Annotated in this window: 18 protein-coding genes; 17 read left to right on the top strand and 1 reads right to left on the bottom strand. The window is 43.1% G+C overall.

Annotated features, from left to right (window positions below):
- Positions 1–128: 128 nt before the first annotated feature.
- The 10 genes from H0262_RS03820 to H0262_RS03865 all read left to right on the top strand — a co-directional run bounded on the left by H0262_RS03820 (position 129) and on the right by H0262_RS03865 (position 11856).
- Complete coding sequence (locus tag H0262_RS03820) at positions 129–1493, top strand: MFS transporter (protein ID WP_181209743.1); 1365 nt, start codon at positions 129–131, stop codon at positions 1491–1493.
- Positions 1494–1601: 108 nt separating this feature from the next.
- Complete coding sequence (gene ssb, locus H0262_RS03825; RefSeq protein WP_011514278.1) at positions 1602–2261, top strand: single-stranded DNA-binding protein; 660 nt, start codon at positions 1602–1604, stop codon at positions 2259–2261.
- Positions 2262–2760: 499 nt separating this feature from the next.
- Positions 2761–3084: an H-NS family nucleoid-associated regulatory protein gene (locus H0262_RS03830; RefSeq protein WP_020444129.1), complete on the top strand. Its 324-nt coding sequence runs from the start codon at positions 2761–2763 to the stop codon at positions 3082–3084.
- A 216-nt stretch (positions 3085–3300) separates the two neighbouring features.
- The gene (gene gspN, locus H0262_RS03835) at positions 3301–4131 is read left to right on the top strand and encodes a type II secretion system protein N (RefSeq protein WP_181209744.1); all 831 of its coding nucleotides are present in this window, start codon (positions 3301–3303) and stop codon (positions 4129–4131) included.
- Positions 4132–5034 (top strand): type II secretion system protein N, encoded by a 903-nt coding sequence (locus H0262_RS03840; RefSeq protein WP_181209745.1) that lies wholly within the window; start codon positions 4132–4134, stop codon positions 5032–5034.
- Positions 5035–5246: 212 nt separating this feature from the next.
- Positions 5247–7499 carry a type II secretion system secretin GspD gene (gspD, locus tag H0262_RS03845; protein ID WP_181209746.1) on the top strand — a complete coding sequence of 751 codons (2253 nt, stop codon included), beginning with the start codon at positions 5247–5249 and terminating at the stop codon, positions 7497–7499.
- 323 nt (positions 7500–7822) lie between these two features.
- Positions 7823–7978, top strand: coding sequence for a hypothetical protein (locus H0262_RS03850; RefSeq protein WP_181209747.1), 156 nt, complete (start codon positions 7823–7825; stop codon positions 7976–7978).
- A gap of 71 nt (positions 7979–8049) precedes the next feature.
- Entirely contained in the window at positions 8050–9060 is a 1011-nt protein-coding gene (locus H0262_RS03855) for a TatD family hydrolase (protein WP_181209868.1), read from the top strand.
- Between the two features lie 72 nt (positions 9061–9132).
- On the top strand, positions 9133–10035 hold the full coding sequence (locus H0262_RS03860) for a tRNA threonylcarbamoyladenosine dehydratase (protein ID WP_259275391.1): 903 nt from the start codon (positions 9133–9135) through the stop codon (positions 10033–10035).
- Between the two features lie 21 nt (positions 10036–10056).
- The gene (locus tag H0262_RS03865) at positions 10057–11856 is read left to right on the top strand and encodes a GAF domain-containing hybrid sensor histidine kinase/response regulator (protein ID WP_259275392.1); all 1800 of its coding nucleotides are present in this window, start codon (positions 10057–10059) and stop codon (positions 11854–11856) included.
- Positions 11857–11982: 126 nt separating this feature from the next.
- On the opposite strand, the gene efp is transcribed toward H0262_RS03865, so the two are convergent.
- Positions 11983–12555 carry an elongation factor P gene (efp, locus tag H0262_RS03870; RefSeq protein ID WP_011514270.1) on the bottom strand — a complete coding sequence of 191 codons (573 nt, stop codon included), beginning with the start codon at positions 12553–12555 and terminating at the stop codon, positions 11983–11985.
- Between the two features lie 193 nt (positions 12556–12748).
- Here efp and epmB point away from each other — a divergent pair, with 193 nt between their 5' ends.
- From epmB to H0262_RS03905, 7 genes are all read left to right on the top strand, one after another.
- Positions 12749–13756, top strand: coding sequence for an EF-P beta-lysylation protein EpmB (gene epmB / locus H0262_RS03875; protein ID WP_181209749.1), 1008 nt, complete (start codon positions 12749–12751; stop codon positions 13754–13756).
- 175 nt (positions 13757–13931) lie between these two features.
- Positions 13932–15638 (top strand): hypothetical protein, encoded by a 1707-nt coding sequence (locus tag H0262_RS03880; RefSeq protein WP_181209750.1) that lies wholly within the window; start codon positions 13932–13934, stop codon positions 15636–15638.
- 238 nt (positions 15639–15876) lie between these two features.
- Positions 15877–17970, top strand: coding sequence for an EAL domain-containing protein (locus H0262_RS03885; protein WP_181209751.1), 2094 nt, complete (start codon positions 15877–15879; stop codon positions 17968–17970).
- Positions 17971–18113: 143 nt separating this feature from the next.
- Positions 18114–18569, top strand: a complete 456-nt coding sequence (locus tag H0262_RS03890) for a cytochrome c family protein (protein ID WP_181209752.1) — start codon at positions 18114–18116, stop codon at positions 18567–18569.
- A 67-nt stretch (positions 18570–18636) separates the two neighbouring features.
- A complete protein-coding gene (locus tag H0262_RS03895; protein ID WP_181209753.1) occupies positions 18637–19644 on the top strand; it encodes a MoxR family ATPase in 1008 nt (335 codons plus the stop codon).
- A 142-nt stretch (positions 19645–19786) separates the two neighbouring features.
- Positions 19787–20848 carry a hypothetical protein gene (locus H0262_RS03900; RefSeq protein WP_181209754.1) on the top strand — a complete coding sequence of 354 codons (1062 nt, stop codon included), beginning with the start codon at positions 19787–19789 and terminating at the stop codon, positions 20846–20848.
- Complete coding sequence (locus H0262_RS03905; RefSeq protein WP_181209755.1) at positions 20845–23148, top strand: DUF3488 and transglutaminase-like domain-containing protein; 2304 nt, start codon at positions 20845–20847, stop codon at positions 23146–23148. Before H0262_RS03900 ends, H0262_RS03905 begins: the two co-directional genes overlap by 4 nt.
- The last annotated feature ends 14 nt before the right edge of the window (positions 23149–23162 follow it).

Here is a 23162-nt window from a genome sequence, read left to right on the forward strand (position 1 = left end):
CTCGGCAAGCAAACGGCGAATGTCTTATACTAGTGAGCTTAATTTGTAGGCTAAAGCCTTGATACAGTCGTAATAATACAAGCAGAGCTGCCGTGATAAACCAGCAATGATGAACCAGTGAGGCAAGTATGAATAGCGTAGAAAAACGGGCAATCCTCGGGGTCGGTGGCATCTTTGCCTTGCGGATGATTGGTTTGTTTATGATTGTGCCAGTATTTTCTGTGTATGGTGATAATTATGCGCATGCGACGCCGTTTCTGATTGGTTTGGCAGTCGGTATTTATGGGCTAGGACAGGCAATTTTTCAGATTCCAATGAGCCTTGCCGCGGATAAGTTCCCGCGTAAGCCAATTATATTTTTAGGTCTTGTCTTGTTTGCCATCGGCGGTATTATTGCTGCCAATGCCACAGATATTTACGAGGTCATTATTGGTCGAGCACTGGCAGGTAGTGGCGCGGTTTCCGCAGTATTGATGGCGCTGTTAGCAGACGTTACGCGCGAGGAGATGCGCACCAAAGCAATGGCGACCATGGGTTTGACCATTGCAACCTCTATCATGCTTGCTTTTGCCTTTGGGCCTCTATTAGTAGGCTCGCTTGGCATCTCAGGATTGTTTTGGTTGACTGCAGGCTTTGCAGTTTTGGCGATGTTATTGTTACTGTTCGTCCCGACACCGCTACGGGTACTTAAGCACAATTTAGACAATAAATCGATTGGTCAGCAGTTGGCAACAGTTCTAAAAATTGGCGATCTAAATCGCTTGCACATTGGCATATTTGCTCTGCATCTGACCATGACCGCTATCTTTGTTATTTTACCGCATCAGCTTAATGACGTACTAGGATTGTCGGTACGTCAGCAAGGCTTGGTCTATTTGCCTTTATTGTTCATCGGTTTTGCCGTCGCGATACCTTTTATTATTATCGCCGAAAAGAAACGCAAAATGCGCCAAGTATTCTTGGGCGCGATTGCACTGATGACGGTTGCCTTAGTATTATTGGCGCTCGGTGGTCAGGTTGGCATTGGTATTATATTAGGCTTATTGCTCTACTTTATGGGCTTTAATCTACTTGAAGCAACGATTCCTTCATGGATATCCAAGCGCGCACCAGTCGCCAATAAAGCCACTGCGATGGGGTTAAATTCATCCAGTCAGTTCTTTGGTGCTTTTGTTGGTGGCGCGATGGGCGGGTTGTTATTAAGTCAGCCTAATTTGTTGGCATGGGGCATATTGGCAATTATAATGGCCGCCTCTTTACTGCTGATTATTCCTATTGCTGATCCACCATATTTATCAAGTACGACTGTGACGATACCAAAGAATATCGATATTCAGGACTGGTCACGGCAAATGCTGGCAGTAGATGGTGTTGATGAGCTGGTGGTCATGGCAAAAGAACAGGTCGCTTATTTAAAATTGGACAAGACGCAGCTCACAGATACTTCGCGACAGGAGCTGTCGCATTTGGCACAAAGCCCTCTAGATATTTAACAGAAAAATGGTTAAAGTAAAAGTATATTACTGCTAAGATTGAGGCTTTATATTAAAGACTCGATTAAAGCTGGTAATAAAATTATTCATAAGTAAAAGGACGATATCATGCGCGGTGTTAATAAAGTTATCATCATCGGTAACCTCGGTGCAGACCCTGAGGCACGTCAATTCAATAACGGCGGTAGCGTGACCAATATTTCGGTTGCGACATCAGAGCAGTGGACAGACAAGCAAAGCGGTGAAAAAAGAGAAGCAACGGAATGGCATCGTATCTCACTATTCAATCGCTTGGGCGAAATCGCTGCGCAGTATCTTCGTAAAGGCAGTAAGGTATATATCGAAGGCAGCTTACGTACCCGTAAATATCAAGATCCCAATGGACAAGACCGTTATATCACTGAAATTCGTGCTGAACAAATGCAAATGCTAGATGGCTCGACAGGTGGTAGTAATGATGCTGGTGGTGGCTTTGGTAGCAATAATCAAGGTGGTCAAAGCAACCAAGGTGGCTATGGTAATCAGGGTGGCGGATTTAGTAACCAAGGTGGCCAGAACGACTATGGTCAGCAAGGAGGCAATCAGCCCGCTCAACAAGGCGGTTATAATCAAGGCGGCAGTGCGTCACAGGGTGGTCATCAAAATAGCTTTAACAATCAGAATGCGCCCGCTCAGCAGAATCAATTTAATAAACCGACTCAAGCACCAGCGCAGTCGAAGCCTACAGCGATGCCAGATGGCCCTGTAGACGATGACATTCCGTTTTGAGGAATACATGATTAAGTAATGTTGATTAAGTTAGATGGAGCCTTGCTAATGCAAGGCTTTTTAGTATGTACAGATTATGAAAGTGTAAGGAGTCATTTATATAATTAAGTCATTTTAAAACCGATATGCCAACAGAACCTGTGCATCAATGATGCCTCATAATAGCTATACAGTCTTAATCATTACGGAGACTATTTAAAGAAAGATTAATAAATAAAGCTATTTATTTAATATCATTGATTGTCATCGAATTAACTGTCATTTACTGATTTTAGTAGAAAATAATGATAAGTCATTGTTATTGTCAGTATTTTTGTTTATATTAGCGTTGCTTATAATTTTAAGCATTCACACGATATTTATCAGTAGACAATCAAATTTTTATCAATATTCGAAAGATTTATTATTTAATAATTACTGTATTTAGTAATTCTTGATAAATCTATTTTTAGTATAAATGCTATTTATTTATACCCTTTATTTTAATGTGGAAAATACTATGAACAAAAGTAATGTTATTGATTTAAACAGCTTAAATGTTGATGAGCTACGTGCTATTACTGAAAATGCACAGCAGCTTATTGCTCAAAAGCAACACCAGCGCTTGTATGATGCTTATACGCAGTTTGAAAAAATCGCTGAAGAAAGCAATGCCAGCATCGAGGAGATTTTACAAGCGGGCGAAAAACTAGAAAAGAAGCGTAGCATTAAATACCGTAATACCGACAATGACGAAGAAACATGGACTGGTCGTGGACGTAAACCAACATGGTTAGTAGAGGCATTAGCCGCAGGTCGTCGTCTTGAAGATTTTGCTATTTAATTTTCTATTGGATAGTCGCTGTTATATTTAGCAACGAACGCTCTGTCTATAAAGTTCTGTTTGATTAACGAGTAGATTGAACCTTTATAGGCAGATAAAAGCCAGTATCTTTTTACCAAAATAGTGGTAAAAAGATACTGGCTTTTTTGCTGTCATCTGTATGCTATTGTTTGCTATGATAATGACGTTTTTACCTGATATAAGAGTTATGCTATCGTGCCCCAAGTATCTGCCTCGTCTCATAAGCATCCCCGTAAGCTGTGGTGGTTGATTGGGCTTGTCTTGTTCGCGCTATTTGCTGTTTTGCAAATGCCGGCAGCATGGCTACTTGAAAAATATGCACCAGAGACGCCTTATATACAGCATGTGTCCGGTAACGTATGGCAGGGCGCTGCGATTTGGCAGATACCTCTGTCAGCGACGCCATTGATCGGGGCGGCTGAATGGTCGTGGCAGCCGTGGCATTTATTATTGGGTAAGTTTGGTGCGAAAATTGATATTTCATCAGAGCAAACTCGCCTCAGTGGGCAGGTAAAAATAGGCGCAAATTCTTGGGAAGTAAAAGACATGAGCGGTAAAATTGCGCCTGAGACTTTGACTCGGGTTGTCGATTGGCAATTACCAAATACGCCAATTCAGCTTAATAATATCTCGCTCAAACGTCAGTCTGGTTCAAACGATAGTGACTCAAACAGTGACTCTAATAGAAACACGTCGGGCTTTCGTCAAGCGTCAGGTCAGCTGACATGGATTGGCGGCGAGCTTGGCTATCCTAGCGGCGGCAAAATATTTTATCTCACCATACCTGCTCTGCGTGCTGAGCTGAGCACCGAGCAAAAAAATAATAAAAATCTGCTGCATATCAATCTTGTCAACAATCAAGACAAGCGTTTAGGCGACTTGTATCTTGATGGCGATAATATGTTGGATGTCAGCTTGACCCAGCGTCTGCTCGAGAGTATGCCTGAATACAAGGGGAAAGCGCCGCAAGATACGCCTGTGGTTAGTGTGCGTCAACCACTGTTAAATGGGCTAGGGGCACGCTAGATGATGACGCTCCCTACAAGCTTAAAACCTGTGCTAAATATTTTTAACCGCTTTGCCGTTTGGCTGCTATTATTATCAATCACTTGGTTAAGCTGGACGGCAGCGCGACTCTTATGGCTACTGCTTGCGCCACCGTTAGCGCCTGCATTACCACTGGTACCTTTACAGGATAACGTTTTATCCGCTCCAGATTATAGTAGTCTATTTGCTATTTTTGCCGACCCTGATCCTATCGCTGCTGTAGTGCAGCCGCCGCCTAATATTGTGCTAAAGGGTGTATTGCTGGCCATTCCAGAGAGTTTGTCTTCGGCACTTTTAGATGTTAATGGTGAAGTCAAAAACTACCGAATTGGTGACACCTTAAAAGACAGCGATTACACGTTGGTTGCGGTTGCTTGGAACGAGATTATTATCGCTGATGCTATTGACAAGGAAACGGTGATTCGTATGCCAGAAGCCATGCCACTTGATCAAAGTGCGATGATCTCAGGCGGGGTCAGTAATCAGCGCTTGCAAGATGGCAATATGCTACCTAATGCGCCTGTGCCTGACCTAAGCAATACTGGTAATCAACCGGCTGCCGAAGCACCTAGCGACAGCGCGCCCAAATCTGCAATTGACGAAGCAGTGACTGAATTACAAGAAAACCCTGCCAGTTATTTAAGTAGAATGGGTGTAATGGCAGGAGGCGATAACTATCAAGTCACAGCAGCGATGCCTGCTAATATACGCAATCGCTTGGGACTTGAATCTGGTGATCGAGTACTGAAAGTCAACGGGCAAAGCGTCGGTAGTAATCCTGCTCAGGATGCTCGCGTATTACAACAAGTGAAGCAATCAGGGGAAGCACAGATAGAAGTACAACGTGGCGATCAAGTTATTACGATTCGGCAGCAGTTTTAGCATATATAAGTGACAAAAATGATTCTTCAAAATAAATATTTGTTGGTTGATATTATTAGCGATATGATGGCCAACATAACTTAGTATCAATTAAAATTATGACTTATCAAAAGCATTAAAGAATCAGGACTTATCAAATCCAGTAACCATTATATTCAACATACGTTGAATTCAGTACATACCAAGCGCCATCACTGTAGGTAATCATCAATATGGTCAGTTCTTATAATTTTTCAGTCACACCTTTGCATCATATTTTGCAGCGTTTGATGCGATTGTGCCGTCCTCTTTGCTTGGCCATACCACTATGGGCGGCTAGTACTGGGCTGGTGAGTGCTGAAAGCTGGAAGGTCAATTTGCAAGATGCTGATATCAAAGCCTTTATCAATGAAGTGGCGACGATTACCAATCAAAACTTCGTTCTTGATCCGCGCATCAACGGTAATGTGACTGTGATCTCCAATAAGCCTTTGTCGCGTGATGAGATTTATCAGCTGTTTTTGAGTGTGATGCAAGTCAACGGTATCGCTGCTATCGATTCAGGAACAACGATTAAACTGGTGCCAGATAACGTCGCCAAACAAACCGGTGTTGCTGTTGATTTACGTGGTGAGAGCGTCGGTGAAACCTTGGCAACGCGGGTGATTTATCTGACGAATACCCAGGCAGCAGAAGTCTTGGGCGTTATCCGTCCGCTCATGCCACCGTCTGCACATGCTGCTGCTGTGCCTGGAGTCAATGCCTTAGTGCTGTCCGATCGTGCTGATAGCCTAAATCAGCTGACAGCGCTTATCCGTGATTTAGACAGTAATGTGAATGACAGCTTACAAGTCATACCACTACGTCATGTCGATGCCGAGCGTATGATGGAGTTGATTAGCGCGCTGGTAGCGAGTGCTGGTAGCGGTCAGGCAACTGGCAACAATCAGCTAAAGGTTATCGCCGACACGGCGAGCGATAGACTGTTGGTTAAAGGCAGTCCTGAGATGATTGCCAAGGTTCAAGAGATGGTCAATCAATTGGACACAACGCCTTCAAGGCGCTTAAGTGGTCTGCGTGTTTTCCGCCTAAAATATGCCAGTGCCGGTCATATTGCTGAAATGCTGCGCGGTCTCCTTGCCAGCCAATCCATCAATAGCTCTGGCGGTTCTTCAACATTAGAGTCAGCATCATTGAATGATGCCGCTGCTACAGGATCGTCGCTAACTGGTGGCGCTAATAGTAAGGTAGGTAGCAATAGTATCGGTGGTACTGCTGCTACGCCTTTACCGAATAATAGTTCAGCGGGTACAAGTATCGGTATCGGTGGTCGACCTTTTAGTATTATCGCTGATGAAACTCAAAACGCCGTCATTGTTAATGCAGCACCTGAGCTGATGTTTGAGATCGAAGACGCTGTCAATCAGTTAGACAGCCGCCGCTCGCAAGTATTGATTCAAGCAGCTATTGTTGAAGTGTCGGGCGATGATGCAACGCAGCTTGGGGTTCAGTGGGCACTGGGTAATGCCAATAGCGGTTATGGCGTGGTGAACTTTAATAACGTGGGCGCAAGTGCAGTTTCGCTTGCTGCTGCTGCTTTGTCAGGTGGTACAGGTATAAGCGCGGCAGCAGGATCCATTGCTGGTGCTTTGTTAGGTATTGGCAGTAGTAGTAAAGACAGCAAAGGCAATGCGCAGTTCTATGGTGCTATCTTGCAAGCGCTTGATTCTTCTACCAGCGCCAATCTGCTATCTATGCCATCGATTTTGACCTTGGACAATGAAAAAGCCAGTATTTTAGTGGGTCAAAACGTACCGTTTGTGACAGGCTCCTACACGACGGGTAGTGACTCTTCGACGAACCCCTTTCAAACGATTGATCGCCAAGATATTGGTATCAATCTAAACGTCATCCCGCATATTGGTGCAAACGGCACCGTACGTTTAGAGGTATCACAGGAAGTTTCTTCAGTCGTACCGGGTAGTGCTGGGAATGCCAGCGGTCTTATCACCAATAAAAGCCTGATTAATACCACCATTTTGGCAGATGATCAGCAGACCATTGCCTTAGGTGGCTTGATGCGTGACAACTCCACTACGCGCCAACAAAAAGTGCCAGGTTTGAGTAATGTACCCCTTATCGGTAGACTGTTCCGCTCGGACAATGACAATAGCCAAAAAAGCAATTTAATCATATTTTTACAGCCGACTATCCTCCGTGATGGCGGTGCAGTAGCAAGCGTGACAGAGCGTAAATACAATCAGATGCGCGTCCTTCAACTGGTTATTGATAAAAACGGTACGATTAAACAGCTGCCATTAAGCGGTACCGAAGGTTGGAATGGTGATATTAGTGCTGATTATGAGCTTATGCCACTCAATCCTTTGATTCCTAAACGGGATCAAAAGCCAAAAACAACTTCCAAAGGTTTTACTCGTGTTGATAGTCCAAGCACAGGTATCACAACTTATCCCTTAAATCGTTAAGCGCTTTTATGGCTGTTTGCTAATAAATTATCTAGGCTTTTAGCGCTTACCAAACTCTGCTTTCATATCTCTCTCTCAAAGTTTTACTATACTTAAAAGTACGGTGTATGATACATACACCGTACTTTAGTTTGCGTATCCATATAATAGATAAACATATGCCTTGGCTATACGCGTATAATAAAAACAGATAACATAGATATGTCACGCTTTTGCTGATAGTACGATATATTTGTTAAAATAGATAAAGGTCACCTATAAAGCCGTATTTATCAAATATCGGCTAAGTACTATTCGTCAGTTAATTTTAAAAGGTAACTATAATGACAAGCACTAATAATAAAAAAAAGTGGCTGGCATTAAGCGTAGTGGGTATTGCATTGGTACTGATACCAAGACGCAGTAGTCAAAAGGCGCACAAACCAGTGCCTGAAAATTATGACCCTATAGAAAAAGCTAAAAGTATAGATAGTGAGTAAAATGATTCTTTAGAAAATAGTTAATGGGAAAGCTGACTTATCATAGCAATGATGAATTTTGGAGTTTCTTGATGACGGGGATTGATACATCAGCTATCAATAATAAAGTAAGAACGAAGATTTTTCCTTTAATTGATACTCATACGCATTTTGATGCTCCTGTGTTTGATAAGGATAGAGGTGAGCAGGCGCAATTTGCCTATGATAAAGGTGTGCGCCATTTAGTTTTGGTTGGCTACTTGCACCGATATTTTGCACGGCTTTATGAGAATCAGCAGCAGATAAATGATCTTTGTCAGTTGGATAAAAAAAATTGTTTGAACCAAAGAAACCGTTTTCCTAAAGTACATATTGCACTAGGTTTACATCCTTTTTATATTGAGCAGCATACAGAAGCCCATTTGGAAGAAATGGCGCAAATACTAAATGAACAGCGTCCATTGGCCATTGGTGAAATAGGTTTAGATACTTTTACCGATGCCATGAAGCAGCCTGAAACGTTTGCCAAACAGCAGCGGTTTTTTATTGCGCAGTTAGATATGGCAGTGGCACATCAGCTACCTGTTATGCTGCATATTCGTAAAGCACATGCCGAAGCACTGGCTTTACTAAAAGCGCATAATTATGACGCGCATAAGCTTGGCGGCATTGCCCATAGTTTTAGTGGCGGTGTACAAGAAGCCAAAGCCTTTGCGAAATTAGGGTTTAAGCTTGGCGTGACTGGGCAAATAACCAATCCCAATGCGAAAAAACTGCGCCTTGCCATTCAAGCTGCGGTTGAGAGTTATGGTATTGACTGTTTGGTTATCGAGACAGATTGCCCCGATATGATGCCTATCCTAGGCCAGACGCTAGATAATAATTTAGAAGATGCGTCATCTAATAACGCATCTGTGCTTGGACGAGATAAAAATAGCGAATGGCATGATACATCTATGCATAGTAGGAATGTTCCTGCTAATTTGCTTTACGTACTACATAGCTTGAGCGAATTACTAAATGTTCCTGCGGCTATCCTCGCTCAGCAATTGTGGCTCAACAGTTGTAATGCTTTGCAAACTAAGTGGTCTTATACGCTTTGAAGTTTTTAGCGCATACTAATCAATATATAGATGGTTTAACAATAAAATTTTTGAAAGAGTTTCCACATCGTTATGAATGAAGACACACAGATGCAGTCAGATATTATCCAACCAAAGCCTATCGAAGAGCAAATGTTTGTATCTGAAATATTAGAGACACCTGATAGAGATAGAGATAGAGATGCCGAGCAGTATGAGCGCCGTTTTAAAGGTACTCAGACACTGTATGGTAATGCTGCGGTAGATACATTTTCTGCTGCGCATGTTTATGTTATTGGGGTAGGCGGTGTCGGTTCCTGGGTAGCAGAGGCTTTGGCGCGTACGGCTGTTGGTACTATTACATTAATTGATTTAGATATATTGGTAGCATCCAATGTCAATCGGCAGCTGCCCGCTTTAGATAGTACCTTTGGGCAAAGTAAAATTGAGGCGATGGCAGCACGTATTCGTGAAATCAATCCAAAAGCTACGTTGCATTTGGTTGATGATTTTTTGACCACTGAAAATGTCGCAACATTGCTGCCCAGTCGTGAAGAAGCAAAAACGGCGGCACAAACCGCTCCGATTGTGATTTTAGACTGTATCGATGATATGGATGCCAAGCTTGCCATTGCTTTGCATTGCCGCTTTAACAAACTAAAATTGGTCTGTGCTGGCGGGGCAGGTGGTAAAATAGACCCCAGTCAGATCAGAGTCGGCGATTTACGAGACACCTATCAAGATCCGTTATTGGCCAAATTACGTAATAAATTGCGTCATGAAAAGGGCATCAATAGTGCCCTAAAAGAGAAATTCGGTATCAAGTGTGTTTATTCGACAGAACCACCGCGCGTAGACAAGAGCTGTCAAACAGGTGGTTTGCACTGTGGTGGTTATGGCTCAGCGGTCGTCGTCACCTCAGTGGTTGCCATGCTTATGGTGAGTGAGGCATTACAATTATTGCTTAAGCAGGCGGCTGTTAAACCAAGCCTCTGATATGAATTTATGGAGTCCACCTTGTCTATATCCAACGTACCAGACTTTGATTACCCTATCGCAGAAGATGACGCGGAGCGTATCAATAGGCTCAAAAAATATCAGGTATTTAATACCAATCAAGAGTCTTCTTTTGCACGTCTGACTGAGCTTGCGAAACTGTTTTTTAATGTGCCGATGGTTGCGATTACTTTTATAGATGAGGAAACTCAGTACCTAAAATCTGGTATTGGTCTTGACGAGGTATGTACCACGACACGTAATGTGGCTATTTGTAATTATACTATATTGTCTGATAGTATTTTTGTGGTAGCTGATTTGGCAAATGATGAGCGCTTCAATACTTATCCATTTGTCGCCCAATGGCCTAACCTACGCTTTTATGCTGGCGCTCCTATCATTATGCATGAAGATGGCAAACAGTACCGTTTTGGCTCTTTATGTCTGATGGATATAGAGCCTCATCATGATTTCAGTGATGAAAAAGCCAATATACTAGCCCAATTTGCGACGATGGCAGCCGACGCTTTAAAGCTACAAGAGCAGCAGCGTAATGCCAAATATGCCAATGAGATGAAGTCAGCGTTTTTGGCCAATATGAGTCATGAGATACGCACACCGATGAATGGTATCATCGGTATGGTTGAGATGCTCAGTGACACCATGCTGAGCGTTGAACAAAGAGAATATATCGAGAATATAAAAGTATCAAATGAGCATTTGCTCGCGATTATCAATGGTATTTTAGACTTATCAAAAGTCGAAGCCGGTAAAATGACTATCGATTCTATCCCGATGAATCTATCTAGTCTCTGTAATGAGGTTGTCAGCTTATTTGCTATCAAAGCTCGCCAACGTGGCTTAGTTTTAGACTATCACTATACCGAGTCACTATCGCCTTATGTTAAAGGGGATCCCGTACGTCTTAAGCAGGTCATGGTAAATTTGGTCAATAATGCGATTAAATTTACCCGTGAAGGCGGGCGTGTAACGATTGATGTTAAACATATGCAAGACAATCCTTGTCTAGATAATAAGGATTGCGATCACGCTAAAGGAAGTAATGATAGTCGTTTAGATTTTGCTATTGATGATAAAAATAGTACAACGATTCATCAAGAAATGACTTTATGTATTGAGGTTACGGATACGGGCGTCGGTATTAAGTCTGAATCATTAGAGGCAATATTTGATGCTTATGATCAAGCAAATAAATATACCCACAGGCTTTATGGTGGTACCGGACTTGGATTGTCTGTTTGTAAGTCTCTAGTGGAGCTAATGGGTGGCTATATTGAAGTAGATAGCGTAGTCGGCAATGGTACGACCTTTAGAGTATTATTGCCGCTACCGTGTATTGCTGCAGAAGATTATGAGATATGGCAAACGGACAATGAATTCACAATAACGTTACCGAGTGATGAGCTGGTCGGTCATATTCTGTTGGTTGAGGATGACAGTGTGAACGCGATGATTGCCAAAAAAGCCCTTAATAATGGTGGTCATACGGTCACTCACGTCAATGACGGGCAACAAGCTATCGAGATATTTGCCTTATATCCTGAGCGTTATGATGTGATTTTGATGGATCATCACATGCCGATTATGGATGGGGTACAGGCAACCATCAAACTTCATGAGCTGTATGCGCCCCAAGACTTACCGCCTATTATTGCGTTGACTGCCAATGCAATGGATGGCGAGCGTAAAAAATACCTTGATGTGGGTATGCAGGATTATTGTACCAAGCCTTTCAAACAAGAGCAGCTGAATGCGTTGGTTCAATATTGGTTGATGCATAAGCAATCATTAGAACAATAACTGGCAGTCTAATTCCACCCTTTATTATTCATGACTTATTTGCTAGCCATTAAAAAAGCTTAACCTCTCTCTGAGCGGTTAAGCTTTTTGTTTTTACAGACAGACTAGAGCTATCTATTAATAGCTTTAGCTAACGCGCGTTTGATAATCGCCAGTACGAGTATCTACACGTACTACCTCACCTTGCTGCACAAATAATGGTACACGTACCACAGCGCCAGTCTCTAACGTTGCAGGCTTGCCGCCGCCGCCTGAGGTATCACCACGTACACCCGGATCGGTTTCAGTGATTTGCAATTCAACGAAGTTTGGCGGTGTTACTGAAAGAGGAGCACCGTTGAATAAAGTGATGGTACATAGTGCATTGCTGTTTTCTTTTAACCACTTTATTGAATCGCTCATCGCTGTTTTGTCCGCTTGAATCTGCTCAAAACTCTCAGGATGCATGAAATGCCAAAATTCACCATCGTTATAGAGATAGTTCATTTCAGTGTCCATGACATCAGCAGCTTCTAAGCTATCGCCTGACTTAAAGGTTTGTTCCAATACTTTACCACTACGAAGATTGCGCAATTTAACACGGTTAAAGGCCTGTCCTTTACCTGGTTTGACAAACTCGTTTTCAAGAATGGCACAAGGGTTGCCATCGAGCATGACTTTGAGACCAGATTTAAATTCATTGGTAGAAAAACTTGCCACGGAAGACTCCTAAGGGTTTAGAAAAAGGGTTGAAAAAAAGGATGGTAAATATTTTTAGTGAAAATGGAGTGCCAGATTTACCGTGCTAAAAGATATGAGCCATTCTGGTACATAAACGATAGGACGTTTGCTTTGATAGGCGACGCCCTAACAGCGTATAATATCGGCTTTTGGGCACAGGTATTAGGTTGTCATGATAAACCATTTAATCACACAAAAAAACTGGCAAACGCAATTATCCGAAGCCATTACCTCTATTGATGAGCTGCTTGAGATATTAGAGCTACAATCTCTGCGCTCAGAGGTCTACGTGCCTAAGCATTTTGAGCTGCGAGTACCGCGTGCCTTTGTGGCAAAAATGACCGTTGGTGATCGTGATGATCCTTTGTTAAGGCAGATACTACCCAATCATAAAGAGCAAATGGCAGTGGCGGGCTATGTGGCTGACCCACTAGCCGAAAATGCGCATAATCCTGTTAAAGGCGTGCTGCATAAATATCAATCAAGACTGCTATTAACCATTACTGGTGCTTGCGCGATTCATTGTCGTTACTGCTTTCGTCAGCATTTTGACTATAGTGCCAATATGCCAACTGCCAGCGCAAAACAGGATATTATCGATTATATCAGCGCCCATCCTGAGGTTAATGAAGTTATCTTAAGTGGCGGTGATCCATTAAATGTGACCAATAGACGTCTATTTTCTTGGCTAGATACTTTGGAGGCGATTGGGCAATTGACAACCATTCGTGTACATACCCGTCTGCCGCTCGTGATTCCAGCAAGGCTTGATGATGCGCTATTAGAGCGTTTGGCACAAAGCCGCTGTCAAATCGTTATGGTCATTCATGGTAATCATGCTAATGAGATTGATGCGTTGACAGCAGAGTATTTGCAGCGCGCTCGTGCTGCAGGAATTACTTTATTAAATCAAGCGGTACTTTTAAAAGGTATCAATGACAGCGTTAGTGCGCAAACGGCATTGAGTCAGCGTTTATTTGCAGCGGGCGTGTTGCCCTATTATCTACATGTACTAGATAAAGTAGCGGGCGCGGCTCATTTTGACAGTGATGAGAAATTTGCCATTGAGCTTTATTGGTCGCTATTGGCTAAATTACCGGGTTACCTAGTACCCAAACTGGTCAGAGAATTGCCAAACGAACCTTTCAAGGTACCAATTAATGTTTACAACAATAAGTAAATTGTGCACTATGATAGGGTTTTTATTTTGGCAAATACATAACAAGAAATAGATTTGAGAAAATTATAAATAAGCAACATATATAGAAGAATGGTTAGGTATGATAGCAATATTCTTTTTTAAGAATATATCCTTCTACACTCATGGATAACTTACGCAATTACTAAGGATGGTAATGGTAAATTTATCGACGTTTCAAGCGTATTTAGCGGCTGAACCCCCTTTTTTAGAAGCTTGCAATAAGTTTAAGAGTAGCAATGAGCCGCACTTGCATAAATGGGCGGCACTATTGCCAGCGCAAACAGAGGCCCAGCAAGTCGAACAAATAGAAAAAGTATTAACAGAATTGCGCCTGATTCCTACTGATGATAGGCAGCGTTTAAGATTGATTAAGATTGTCACTAATGCCGCCAGTCAGCTAATTGCGGCGCTACGCCAACAGTACATTTATGAGACAGGGGCGCTCAATGAAGCTCAGCTTGGCTATGTTGCTCGGGTTAAGTCGCTGTACTATTCATTGATTATGACCTATGACGGCGTGATACGCCGCGAAATTACCCTTTTAAAGGATAAGCAGCAAGCACCTTCAAGTAATCTGTTGCAGCGCTATTTTACCAGTGAAAAATCATCTCCTGTTACCTTGGCGATTGCCACTTACCAAACGCTACTGATGTATCAAAAACTGCTATTTGAAGATGGCTTTTGCTATCAAAAGTCGCCAGCCTATATATGGGCCAATGTAAATAACTTATATCTTAACGCATGCCAGCAGCGAGCCTCACATATCGTGCTGAGTGCTTACATTCCAGCGCAGCAAGGTGATACTATCCATCACTTATATTGCCAAATATGCTTGCATGAGTTGCTAAATGTACGTGCACTGCGTCGACCTCATATCCTACTGCTACAGCGTCTGCTGCCAGCGTGGAGTGCACATATAATTGCTAGCATAGAGCCGCGCACAGCAACGCGAGTGTTCGTCAATCTACAGAGTAAAGAGCCACCTACTTACTTAACTGCATTATCTACTATCAACCCATATGATGCTCATCACACCTGCTTATTTATAGAGCTTGAACCTTTAGTGACGTATTTACAATCGCGTATAAAAACCTTAATCGATACTGATCGAAGAGGGGTTGAATATTTTCTGATTAATACCGTTTCAATGGCGATAAGATATCGTTATATTAAACCAAAGCGCATGCCTCCTATTGATCACAATACAAAGCAGACGGCGACGATAATATCGGGTTTTAATGAGATACATTACCGCATCAGTAACGGTGAAGCTTTTAGAAGTTTAATAGCATTTAAAAACCTGCCCGAGTATCAGCAGCCGCGTTATGATACCTTACCAAAAAATAATGCTACCCATAAAGAATTAAGGGCGGAAATATTTGAGGGTAATAATCAGTTGTCACACTTTCGTACCCTACGCTTGTTTCTAGATTCATCTGAGACAATTGATAAAATTGATGATCTCATTTCCATCGCACCACCTTTACAAATAATGAGCCTTTTTTTATTGTGCCACAAAGATAAGGCTACCGAGCCTAAATGGTCTATGGGAGTGGTGCGTTGGCTTAATTTGGATAGCGCAAAACCCGAGCTTGAGTGGCAAATCCTTGGTCATAAGATAATCGCCTGTGGAATTTGTCTACAAGATAGACAGAATCGCAGTCAGCATTTTGTGCCAGCGTTTGTCATCGGAGCAGATGAACACCTACAAACGTCTTATAGTCTATTATTGCCGACCTCTCATTTTCAAACAGATGATAAGGTTATCATGCGTATTAACGACCAACAGAAATCTTTGCGCTTGGGTCGTAGTCTAATGGTGACTGATGAATTTAGCCAATATGAGGGGGTGCAGGGTTAATGACGTTAATCTACATAAAAGCCGGACCTCTAAAGACCTAGTTACTCGTGTCATATAAAATTGCTATGTCGAATTATTTAACAATTACCATGATAAGTTAAGCAACAGTCGGCTAAATTATTGTTTATAATGACAACAATAACTACGACGCTGTTTCTTAATATTCTGCTATCTTTTATATATTTGACGACAGCTCAGCGGCGATTCATATTATTTTTTAAGATTAAAAAGGCTTTCTATGCGTACTCAGTCTCTCTTGAACTTATTGGTTATCGATGCTGATCAGCTTTATGCTGAGCGCCTTGTAGACTTGCTCGGTTCATACTATGACAGCGTGAATTTAGGTTTTTTGGACGATAAAGATGAGTTGCTAAAATCATTGCGTCAATCATGGGATGTGTTGGTTTTTGGTCAAGCGTATGATATGAATTTCACCGACGTGGTTGCTATCATTCAAGAGCAAGATATTGACTTACCATCGGTTTGTTTGATAAGTAAAAACACGGTAGCCAACGCTCACAATGACGAAGGCTTACCGTCTATCATGAATGGTACGATGGTTAAGGCACTCTATGTAGAGCAAGAAATGGCAGTCATCATGGCTATTCGCTTATTGCACGAAAACTTGCACAGTCGCCAACAGCTTAAGACATTGCAGTCTGTGCTCTCTGAGGCAGAACAGCGCGCAAACGTATTGATTAAAAACTCAAAAAGTGCAGTCGCATACATTGATCAAGGTATTCATATCTTTGCCAATGATCCGTATCTGCAGTTATTTGGTTTTGAGGCAATGAACGATATTATCGGTATACCTGTGATTGATTTGATTGCAGGCGGTGATAATGTTAAAGCTGTTAAACAGTTTTTACGTCAGTTCGACAAAGGGAACCGTAAAGACGTTGAGTTTAATTTTGAGAGTAGACGTAAGGATGGCAGTACGTTTGAAGCAAAACTACAATTGGCAATAGCGACACTAGATGGTGAGCCGGTCACCCAGATTATTATTCAACAAAATAATAGCAATAGCATTGAGGTCGCCAAACGTTTGGCTGAAGCTGAGCGTAAAGACAGCTTAACGGGCATTGATAATCGCCATAGCTTTGAAGAGCAGCTGGCGGCAGCATATGAGCAGGCAAGAAAAGGGGCTTTAACGGCGGCGCTTTTTTATGTGCAACTCGATAATGTCGGAAAAATTAGAAGCAGTTTAGGTCTGCAAGGTATTGATAGCACGGTGAAACAAGTCGCTAATACCTTAGATGAGCTGGTAGTCGATGGTCATGTCAGCCGCTTTAGTGATACAGCATTCACTATTTTGGTCGAAAATCAGACGACAGCTGCGCTTGAAAAGCTGGCTGAACAGATTGGCATGAGTATCAGTAAGATGCTTATTGAAGTGGATAAGCGCACAACCAATACGACAGCAAGTACTGCGATTGTTAAAATTGAAAAAAATACGCCTGAGCCTAGAGTGTTGCTTGAGCGCGCCATGGATGCCATCAATCAAATCATGATTGAGACCTCCAATCATGGCGGCCGTTATCATCTATATGATGCAAGTGAGCACGCCAATAGTGACGATCATGCGCTAGCAGAATCCTTGGTCGATGCCATTACCAATAATCGCTTTGAGTTATTGTTCCAGCCTATATATGACATCAATAATGACCGTAGTGACTTCTTTGAAGTATTCCTGCGGCTGCCGCTAGCAGATGCTGAGAATACCGTATTGACGCCAGAACAGTTTATGGCGGTTGCAAAATCTCATCAATTATTAGAAAAAATAGACCGCTGGGTATTGATTAATGCCTGTAAGAGAATCAATGAAGTGCGTAAAACCCATCCAGAGGCGCGGTTACTGGTACAGCTAACCAGTGCGTCCTTAATCGATAAAAAACTGCCCAGTGTTGCAAGCCAGCTCATCAATGCCATCGGTGGTAAAGCTGGGGCCTTGACACTACAGTTCAATGAAAAAGACATCTCAGATTACTTAACAGTAGCGAAATCTCAATTCACCGCACTCAGTCAGGTAAACTGCCAGCTTAGTATCAATAATTTTGGCTCATCCATAAAATCTGTGGAGCTTGCCAATTTTGTTCATCCTAATGTGGTACGTTTAGCCCATAATTATGTCGAAGGGATTGATGCCACTGACAATTTAGAAACGGTCAAATCAATTATCGTACGTACCAATGAGATTAATGTTGATGTATTGATGCCTTATATTGAAGATGCTGCAACCATGTCTGTTGCATGGAGTGTCGGCGCACGCTACCTACAAGGCAATTATTTAGAAATGCCGAGTAACAGTATCAAAGTCTCTAATGAGAGTTAAGTCTTATTTTATATTCATAAATACTATATAGATACTCTGCATTTATGGTCTACAGACGGCTATCGATGTCTATCAACCTTTGCATTATAGAATGTTTGATGTAGACTCATCGACATCAATACCTATTAATTAAAGATGACACCATGTCTATAGTCAATAAATATCAACTGGTCGGTATGCTTGTTGCTGCTTTGCTACTAAGTGCTTGTGAGAAAACGCCGCCTGATTATCGTCCTACTGTCACGCTACCGCTTTATATTGAAGGCGATGCCGATAATGGTGCACTCATATATCAAGATGCTTGTGGTCAGTGTCATCAGTTAAACCCCGGTCTCAATAAAAAAGGCCCACAGCTGATGAATATTTATGGCGCGCCGGCAGCGGAACTTGCAGATTATACTTATAGTGAAGGACTTAAAGCCTCGGGTTGGGTATGGGATGCTCAAACGCTTGATACTTATATTGCGGATGCTGAAAAAGCCATGCCAGATTCGAAAATGCTATCAGACCCGATGCCAGATTCTAAAGAGCGCGCTGATGTGATTGCCTACTTGTCTACCCTTCGCGCAGCTGCCCCAAGTGTTGAAAATGACAAATAACCCTTACCTGATACCTTTTGTTTTCCTCATAAATTAAACCCATAATCGCCTTAACGCAGCCACTAATATGCCCCTTTCATCGAAACATCAGCTGATATCAGAAACGCGTCCTCAAACGGTGCCTAGTGCTGCTGATTATAGCCATAATCAGCAAAAAATTGCTCAGTTAATGGCGCAATTGAATCAAATCGTATTGGATAAATCGCAAGTAGTTAAGCTTGCGCTTAGTGGTATTTTAGCAGGCGGTCATTTATTGCTACAAGACTTGCCGGGTATGGGTAAGACGACTTTGGCACAAGGTTTAGCTCAGTTATTAGGCTTGAGCTTTAGCCGTGTGCAGTTCACCAATGATATGCTGCCTGCCGATATATTGGGCATGAGTATCTATGATCAAAATAAGCGCCAATTTGAGTTTCGAGCAGGTCCTATCTTTACCCAGCTGCTGCTCGCTGATGAGATCAATCGCTCAAGTCCCAAAACCCAGAGCGCTTTACTTGAAGCGATGGAGGAGCGGCAAGTGACACAAGATGGGCAAAGTTATCCCTTACCCAGGCCATTTTTTGTGATAGCCACTCAAAACCCTTTGCAGCAAGCAGGTGTTTACCCGCTTCCTGAGTCGCAGCTAGATCGATTTTTATTGTGCTTATCGCTTGGTTATCCATCAGCTGCAGCAGAGCGGGCATTATTAAAAGGTCAAGATCGCCGCGAGCTTTTAAACAGTTTGAATGCGGTGCTTGATACAGAAGCGGTGTTATTGGCGCAGCAAGGGGTTAAGCAGGTATACATCGCAGATGTGGTCTTGGATTATCTTCAGCGTCTGGTCGCAAAGACGCGAGCAAGCCAAGAGTATCATGGGCTGTCGCCGCGCGGTTTATTGTCACTACAGCGCGCCGCGCAGGCTTACGCCTATGTATCAGGACATATGGAGGTCACGCCTGAAGATATTCAAGCGGTATTTGCTGCAGTCACCGACCATCGTTTGGGTCAGCGTTTTGTGCCAGCCCATGTCACTGGCGGGCAAGCTACCCCGACCATTTCTCAACGTATTTTGTTAGAAGTAGCAGTTATTGTTTAAATGTTTATGATTCGATAAATGCTCATCTAAAATCATTTAACACTGAAGGTGATTCTCTAAGTAATTATTCAACATATTGGTATCGAACGCTTTCTCTGAATATCAATGATATTGTCAATTTTATGGTAATGATAGGGTAGCCATGAGCCTTTTGCCAAAAGCTTTCACCGTACCAGCCACTTCAGCATTAAGCCGTTGGTTCGCCTCGCGTGCGCCCAAAAGTGACAGCGCCAAGCTCAATTTGCGTAATGTCTATATATTTTTTAGCCGGGAAGGCATGCTATTTGCGGTACTGCTGATCATTACTTTTATTGCCGGTATTAACTATGGCAATAACTTAGTATTAGGTTTATGTTTTTATTTGATTAGCGTTTGGCTGATCAGCTTTCATGTAACCTTTGCGCACATTTCAGGCCTGCAAGTACGTTTGCTTGAGGTGACTATGGCAGAAGCGGGTGCGCCTGTTTGGGTAACTTTGCAGCTGCGCAGTGAGAGCCGTCAACCAAGACGGCAGTTGTTATTTAGCTTTGAGCAGACTGATGACAGGGCTAATAGCAAGAAAGATAAAAACATCAGCAAAAAAATTAAACATAACGCTGATAATAAACAGTCAATACTGGTGGCACGACTGCAAAACGAGCAAATTATTCGCTTGCCTGTACCGACGCAGAATCGTGGGCAGTTTGAATTACCACGGTTAAAAATAAAAACGGTTTACCCTTTGGGTATCATGCGGGCATGGTCCTATGTTTATTTTGCCCGTACTGCTTGGGTCTATCCAAAACCTGAAGTATTCGATTGGCAAGCGCAGTATGCAGTTGCCAGTTTGGAGGATTTACCTATAGGCGGGCAATATCGGCAAGGTCAAGATGACTTTGAGCGGCTAGATGTCTATATCGAAGGAGAGTCACTGGCACGAGTTTCTTGGGGACATGTGGCACGCGGTCAGGGTATGCTTACCAAGCATTTTGCCGATCCTGTTGGTCACGAGCAAACCTTGGATTATGCCGATATGCCAGCTGCGCAGCATGAACAGAAGCTGGCACAACTGGCTCACGGGGCGCTCACACTAGGGAAATTGGGTGTGCCGTTTAATATGTGTTTACCAAATGAGGCACCGTCTGAATTTTCCTCTGCGGTAATGACGGGCGAGGGCGACAGCTTTGCACAAGCTTGCTTACTAAGATTGGCAAAAGCGCCATGAACAATTCTAAACGATCTTCCTCAAATGACATTGAAAATGTATCGATCGATTTTCTTACTAAAAATTCTACAGAGACAGCCATTTTTGAGCAATTGGCAACGGGTCAAAGCACCCGCGCTAGTGTTGACCACGGTTACGCTAGAAAATGGTATCGCAATTTTTTAGCGCTACCAGCCTATTATTGGGTATTAATTGCCCAAGTCATTGTTATCTTACCTCATGCGGCACACTTACCATTATGGCTAATGGGTTTTGCTGTCGTCAGTATTATTGCCCAATTGCCACGCATCAAAGTGCGTTTTAAAAAAATAGCATATTTAAAACGCGTCTATCAAGGCATGCAAATGCTCGGTTTCTTGCTGGGTCTTGTCGGTCTATGGCTGACCTACAATACTGCATTTGGACTGGATATGGGCGTGGCATTTTTAGTGCTCTGCCTTATCAGTAAACTGTGGGAGCTTTACAAGCGGCGCGATGCTTATGTGGTGTTGAATCTTTCACTGTTTGTACTTGCAGCGTTGTTTTTGATGGATCAAGGGTTAATAACGACTTTAGAAGTGATTGTTGGCACGATTGTTGTGTTGCTGGCATTTATCGCGCTAAATGATGATGGGAATAGTCGCGGTGATGGTCGTCTGCGCACCTTGGGTGTATTGGGTATTGGAGCATTGCCATTATTGGTGGTGCTATTCCTATTCTTTCCGCGTTTGCCCCCACTATGGTCAGTACAGTTATCAGGTCAGCAAGCGACCACAGGCGTCTCTGATAGTATGTCGCCAGGTGATTTTGCTAATTTAGGTCAGTCAACCGAATTGGCTTTCCGCGTAGAGTTTACAGACAATAGACCCCCGCAGCAGGAGTTGTATTGGCGAGGCTTGGTATTTAGCGATTTTGATGGCATTACTTGGCGTCAAAGCCCTCAGCAACAACAATGGCGACCTGGACCGCAAATGCCTGTTTGGATTGAGAACGCCTTTGCTACTATCCCCGATGAAGTGAAAGTTGCGCCTACCAGCTATGAGGTTATTTTAGAACCCACACAACAAAACTGGTTATTTGGACTCGATTATCCGTTTACCCAGCAGCAAGATGTCAGTGTCACCTCAGACTTTACCCTGTTAAAAGACCAGCCTGTTACTCAGCAATTACGCTACGATGTAGCACAGTTTACGCCGATGCAGATTGACCCTATACTCACTGACGAGGCACGACGACTAAATCTTGCCTTGCCTAATAAAGGCAACCCACAAGCACGAGCATTAGCCCAGCAGCTTTTTGCCCAGTCAGGCTCAGATCCTCTACGCTATATGGCAGCTATTGAGCGCTGGATCCATAAAACAGACTTTCGCTATACACTATCGCCGCCACGCTTGAATAATAATCGTATTGATGAGTTTTTATTTGAGACCAAAGCGGGATTCTGTGAGCATTATTCTTCCAGCTTTACCTTTATGATGCGGGCTGCTGGTATTCCAGCACGCGTCGTGGCAGGCTATCAAGGTGGCGAGCCAAGCCGCGGTGGCAATGTGTGGGAGGTGCGGCAGAAGGATGCACACGCTTGGACGGAGGTTTGGCTTGAGGGTCAAGGCTGGGTACGTGTCGATCCGACTGCATTTGTTGCGCCTGAGCGGGTCGAGCAGGGGATGGATGCGCTGACGCAGTTGCAGGGAGCTACAATGTTTGGTGATGGGGCTAGCGCGCAAATCAGCTATCAGCAGTATCAGATGCTACAAACCTTACGCCGCCTCTCAGATCAAGCCAGTTACTATTGGCAAAAAGACGTCGTTGGTTACGATCAGGACAAGCAAGCGGACTCACTACTCAAATGGTTTAACATCCGCTCAGTGATGCAGCAAATTATTTGGTTGGCAGTGAGTGCTATTACCGTCATGGTAATTCTCGTTTTTGTCATTTGGCAACGCCGCCGCAAGCGCTGGCATCCAGCAGATCTGCCACTTGCACAGCTATCAAAACGTATTGGCAAGAATAATAAAACGTTGGCTAGGTTTGAGAGTGAAGGGCAATTGGCATGGCTTGAACGCTTGGCAATGTCACTTGATACAAGTGCTCGTCCAAAACCTGAAGCAAACACAGGGACAAATACTCAGAGTAGTAGTCCTAGTCAGTTGGTAGACAGCAATGCTTTAACAGTGGCTCAAATGAAAATCGAGCAGATTAAACAGGATTATCGTCAGCTGCGTTATGGGCGTTTGAGCACGATAGATATGAGTAATAATGAGTACCAGCAAGTACTTAAGCAGCTAAAGAAAGACGTAAGGGAATTACCAAGGTTATACTGATTTGTGTGTGGTAG

This window comes from Psychrobacter sp. D2, from assembly GCF_013608135.1.
Taxonomy (GTDB): domain Bacteria; phylum Pseudomonadota; class Gammaproteobacteria; order Pseudomonadales; family Moraxellaceae; genus Psychrobacter; species Psychrobacter cryohalolentis.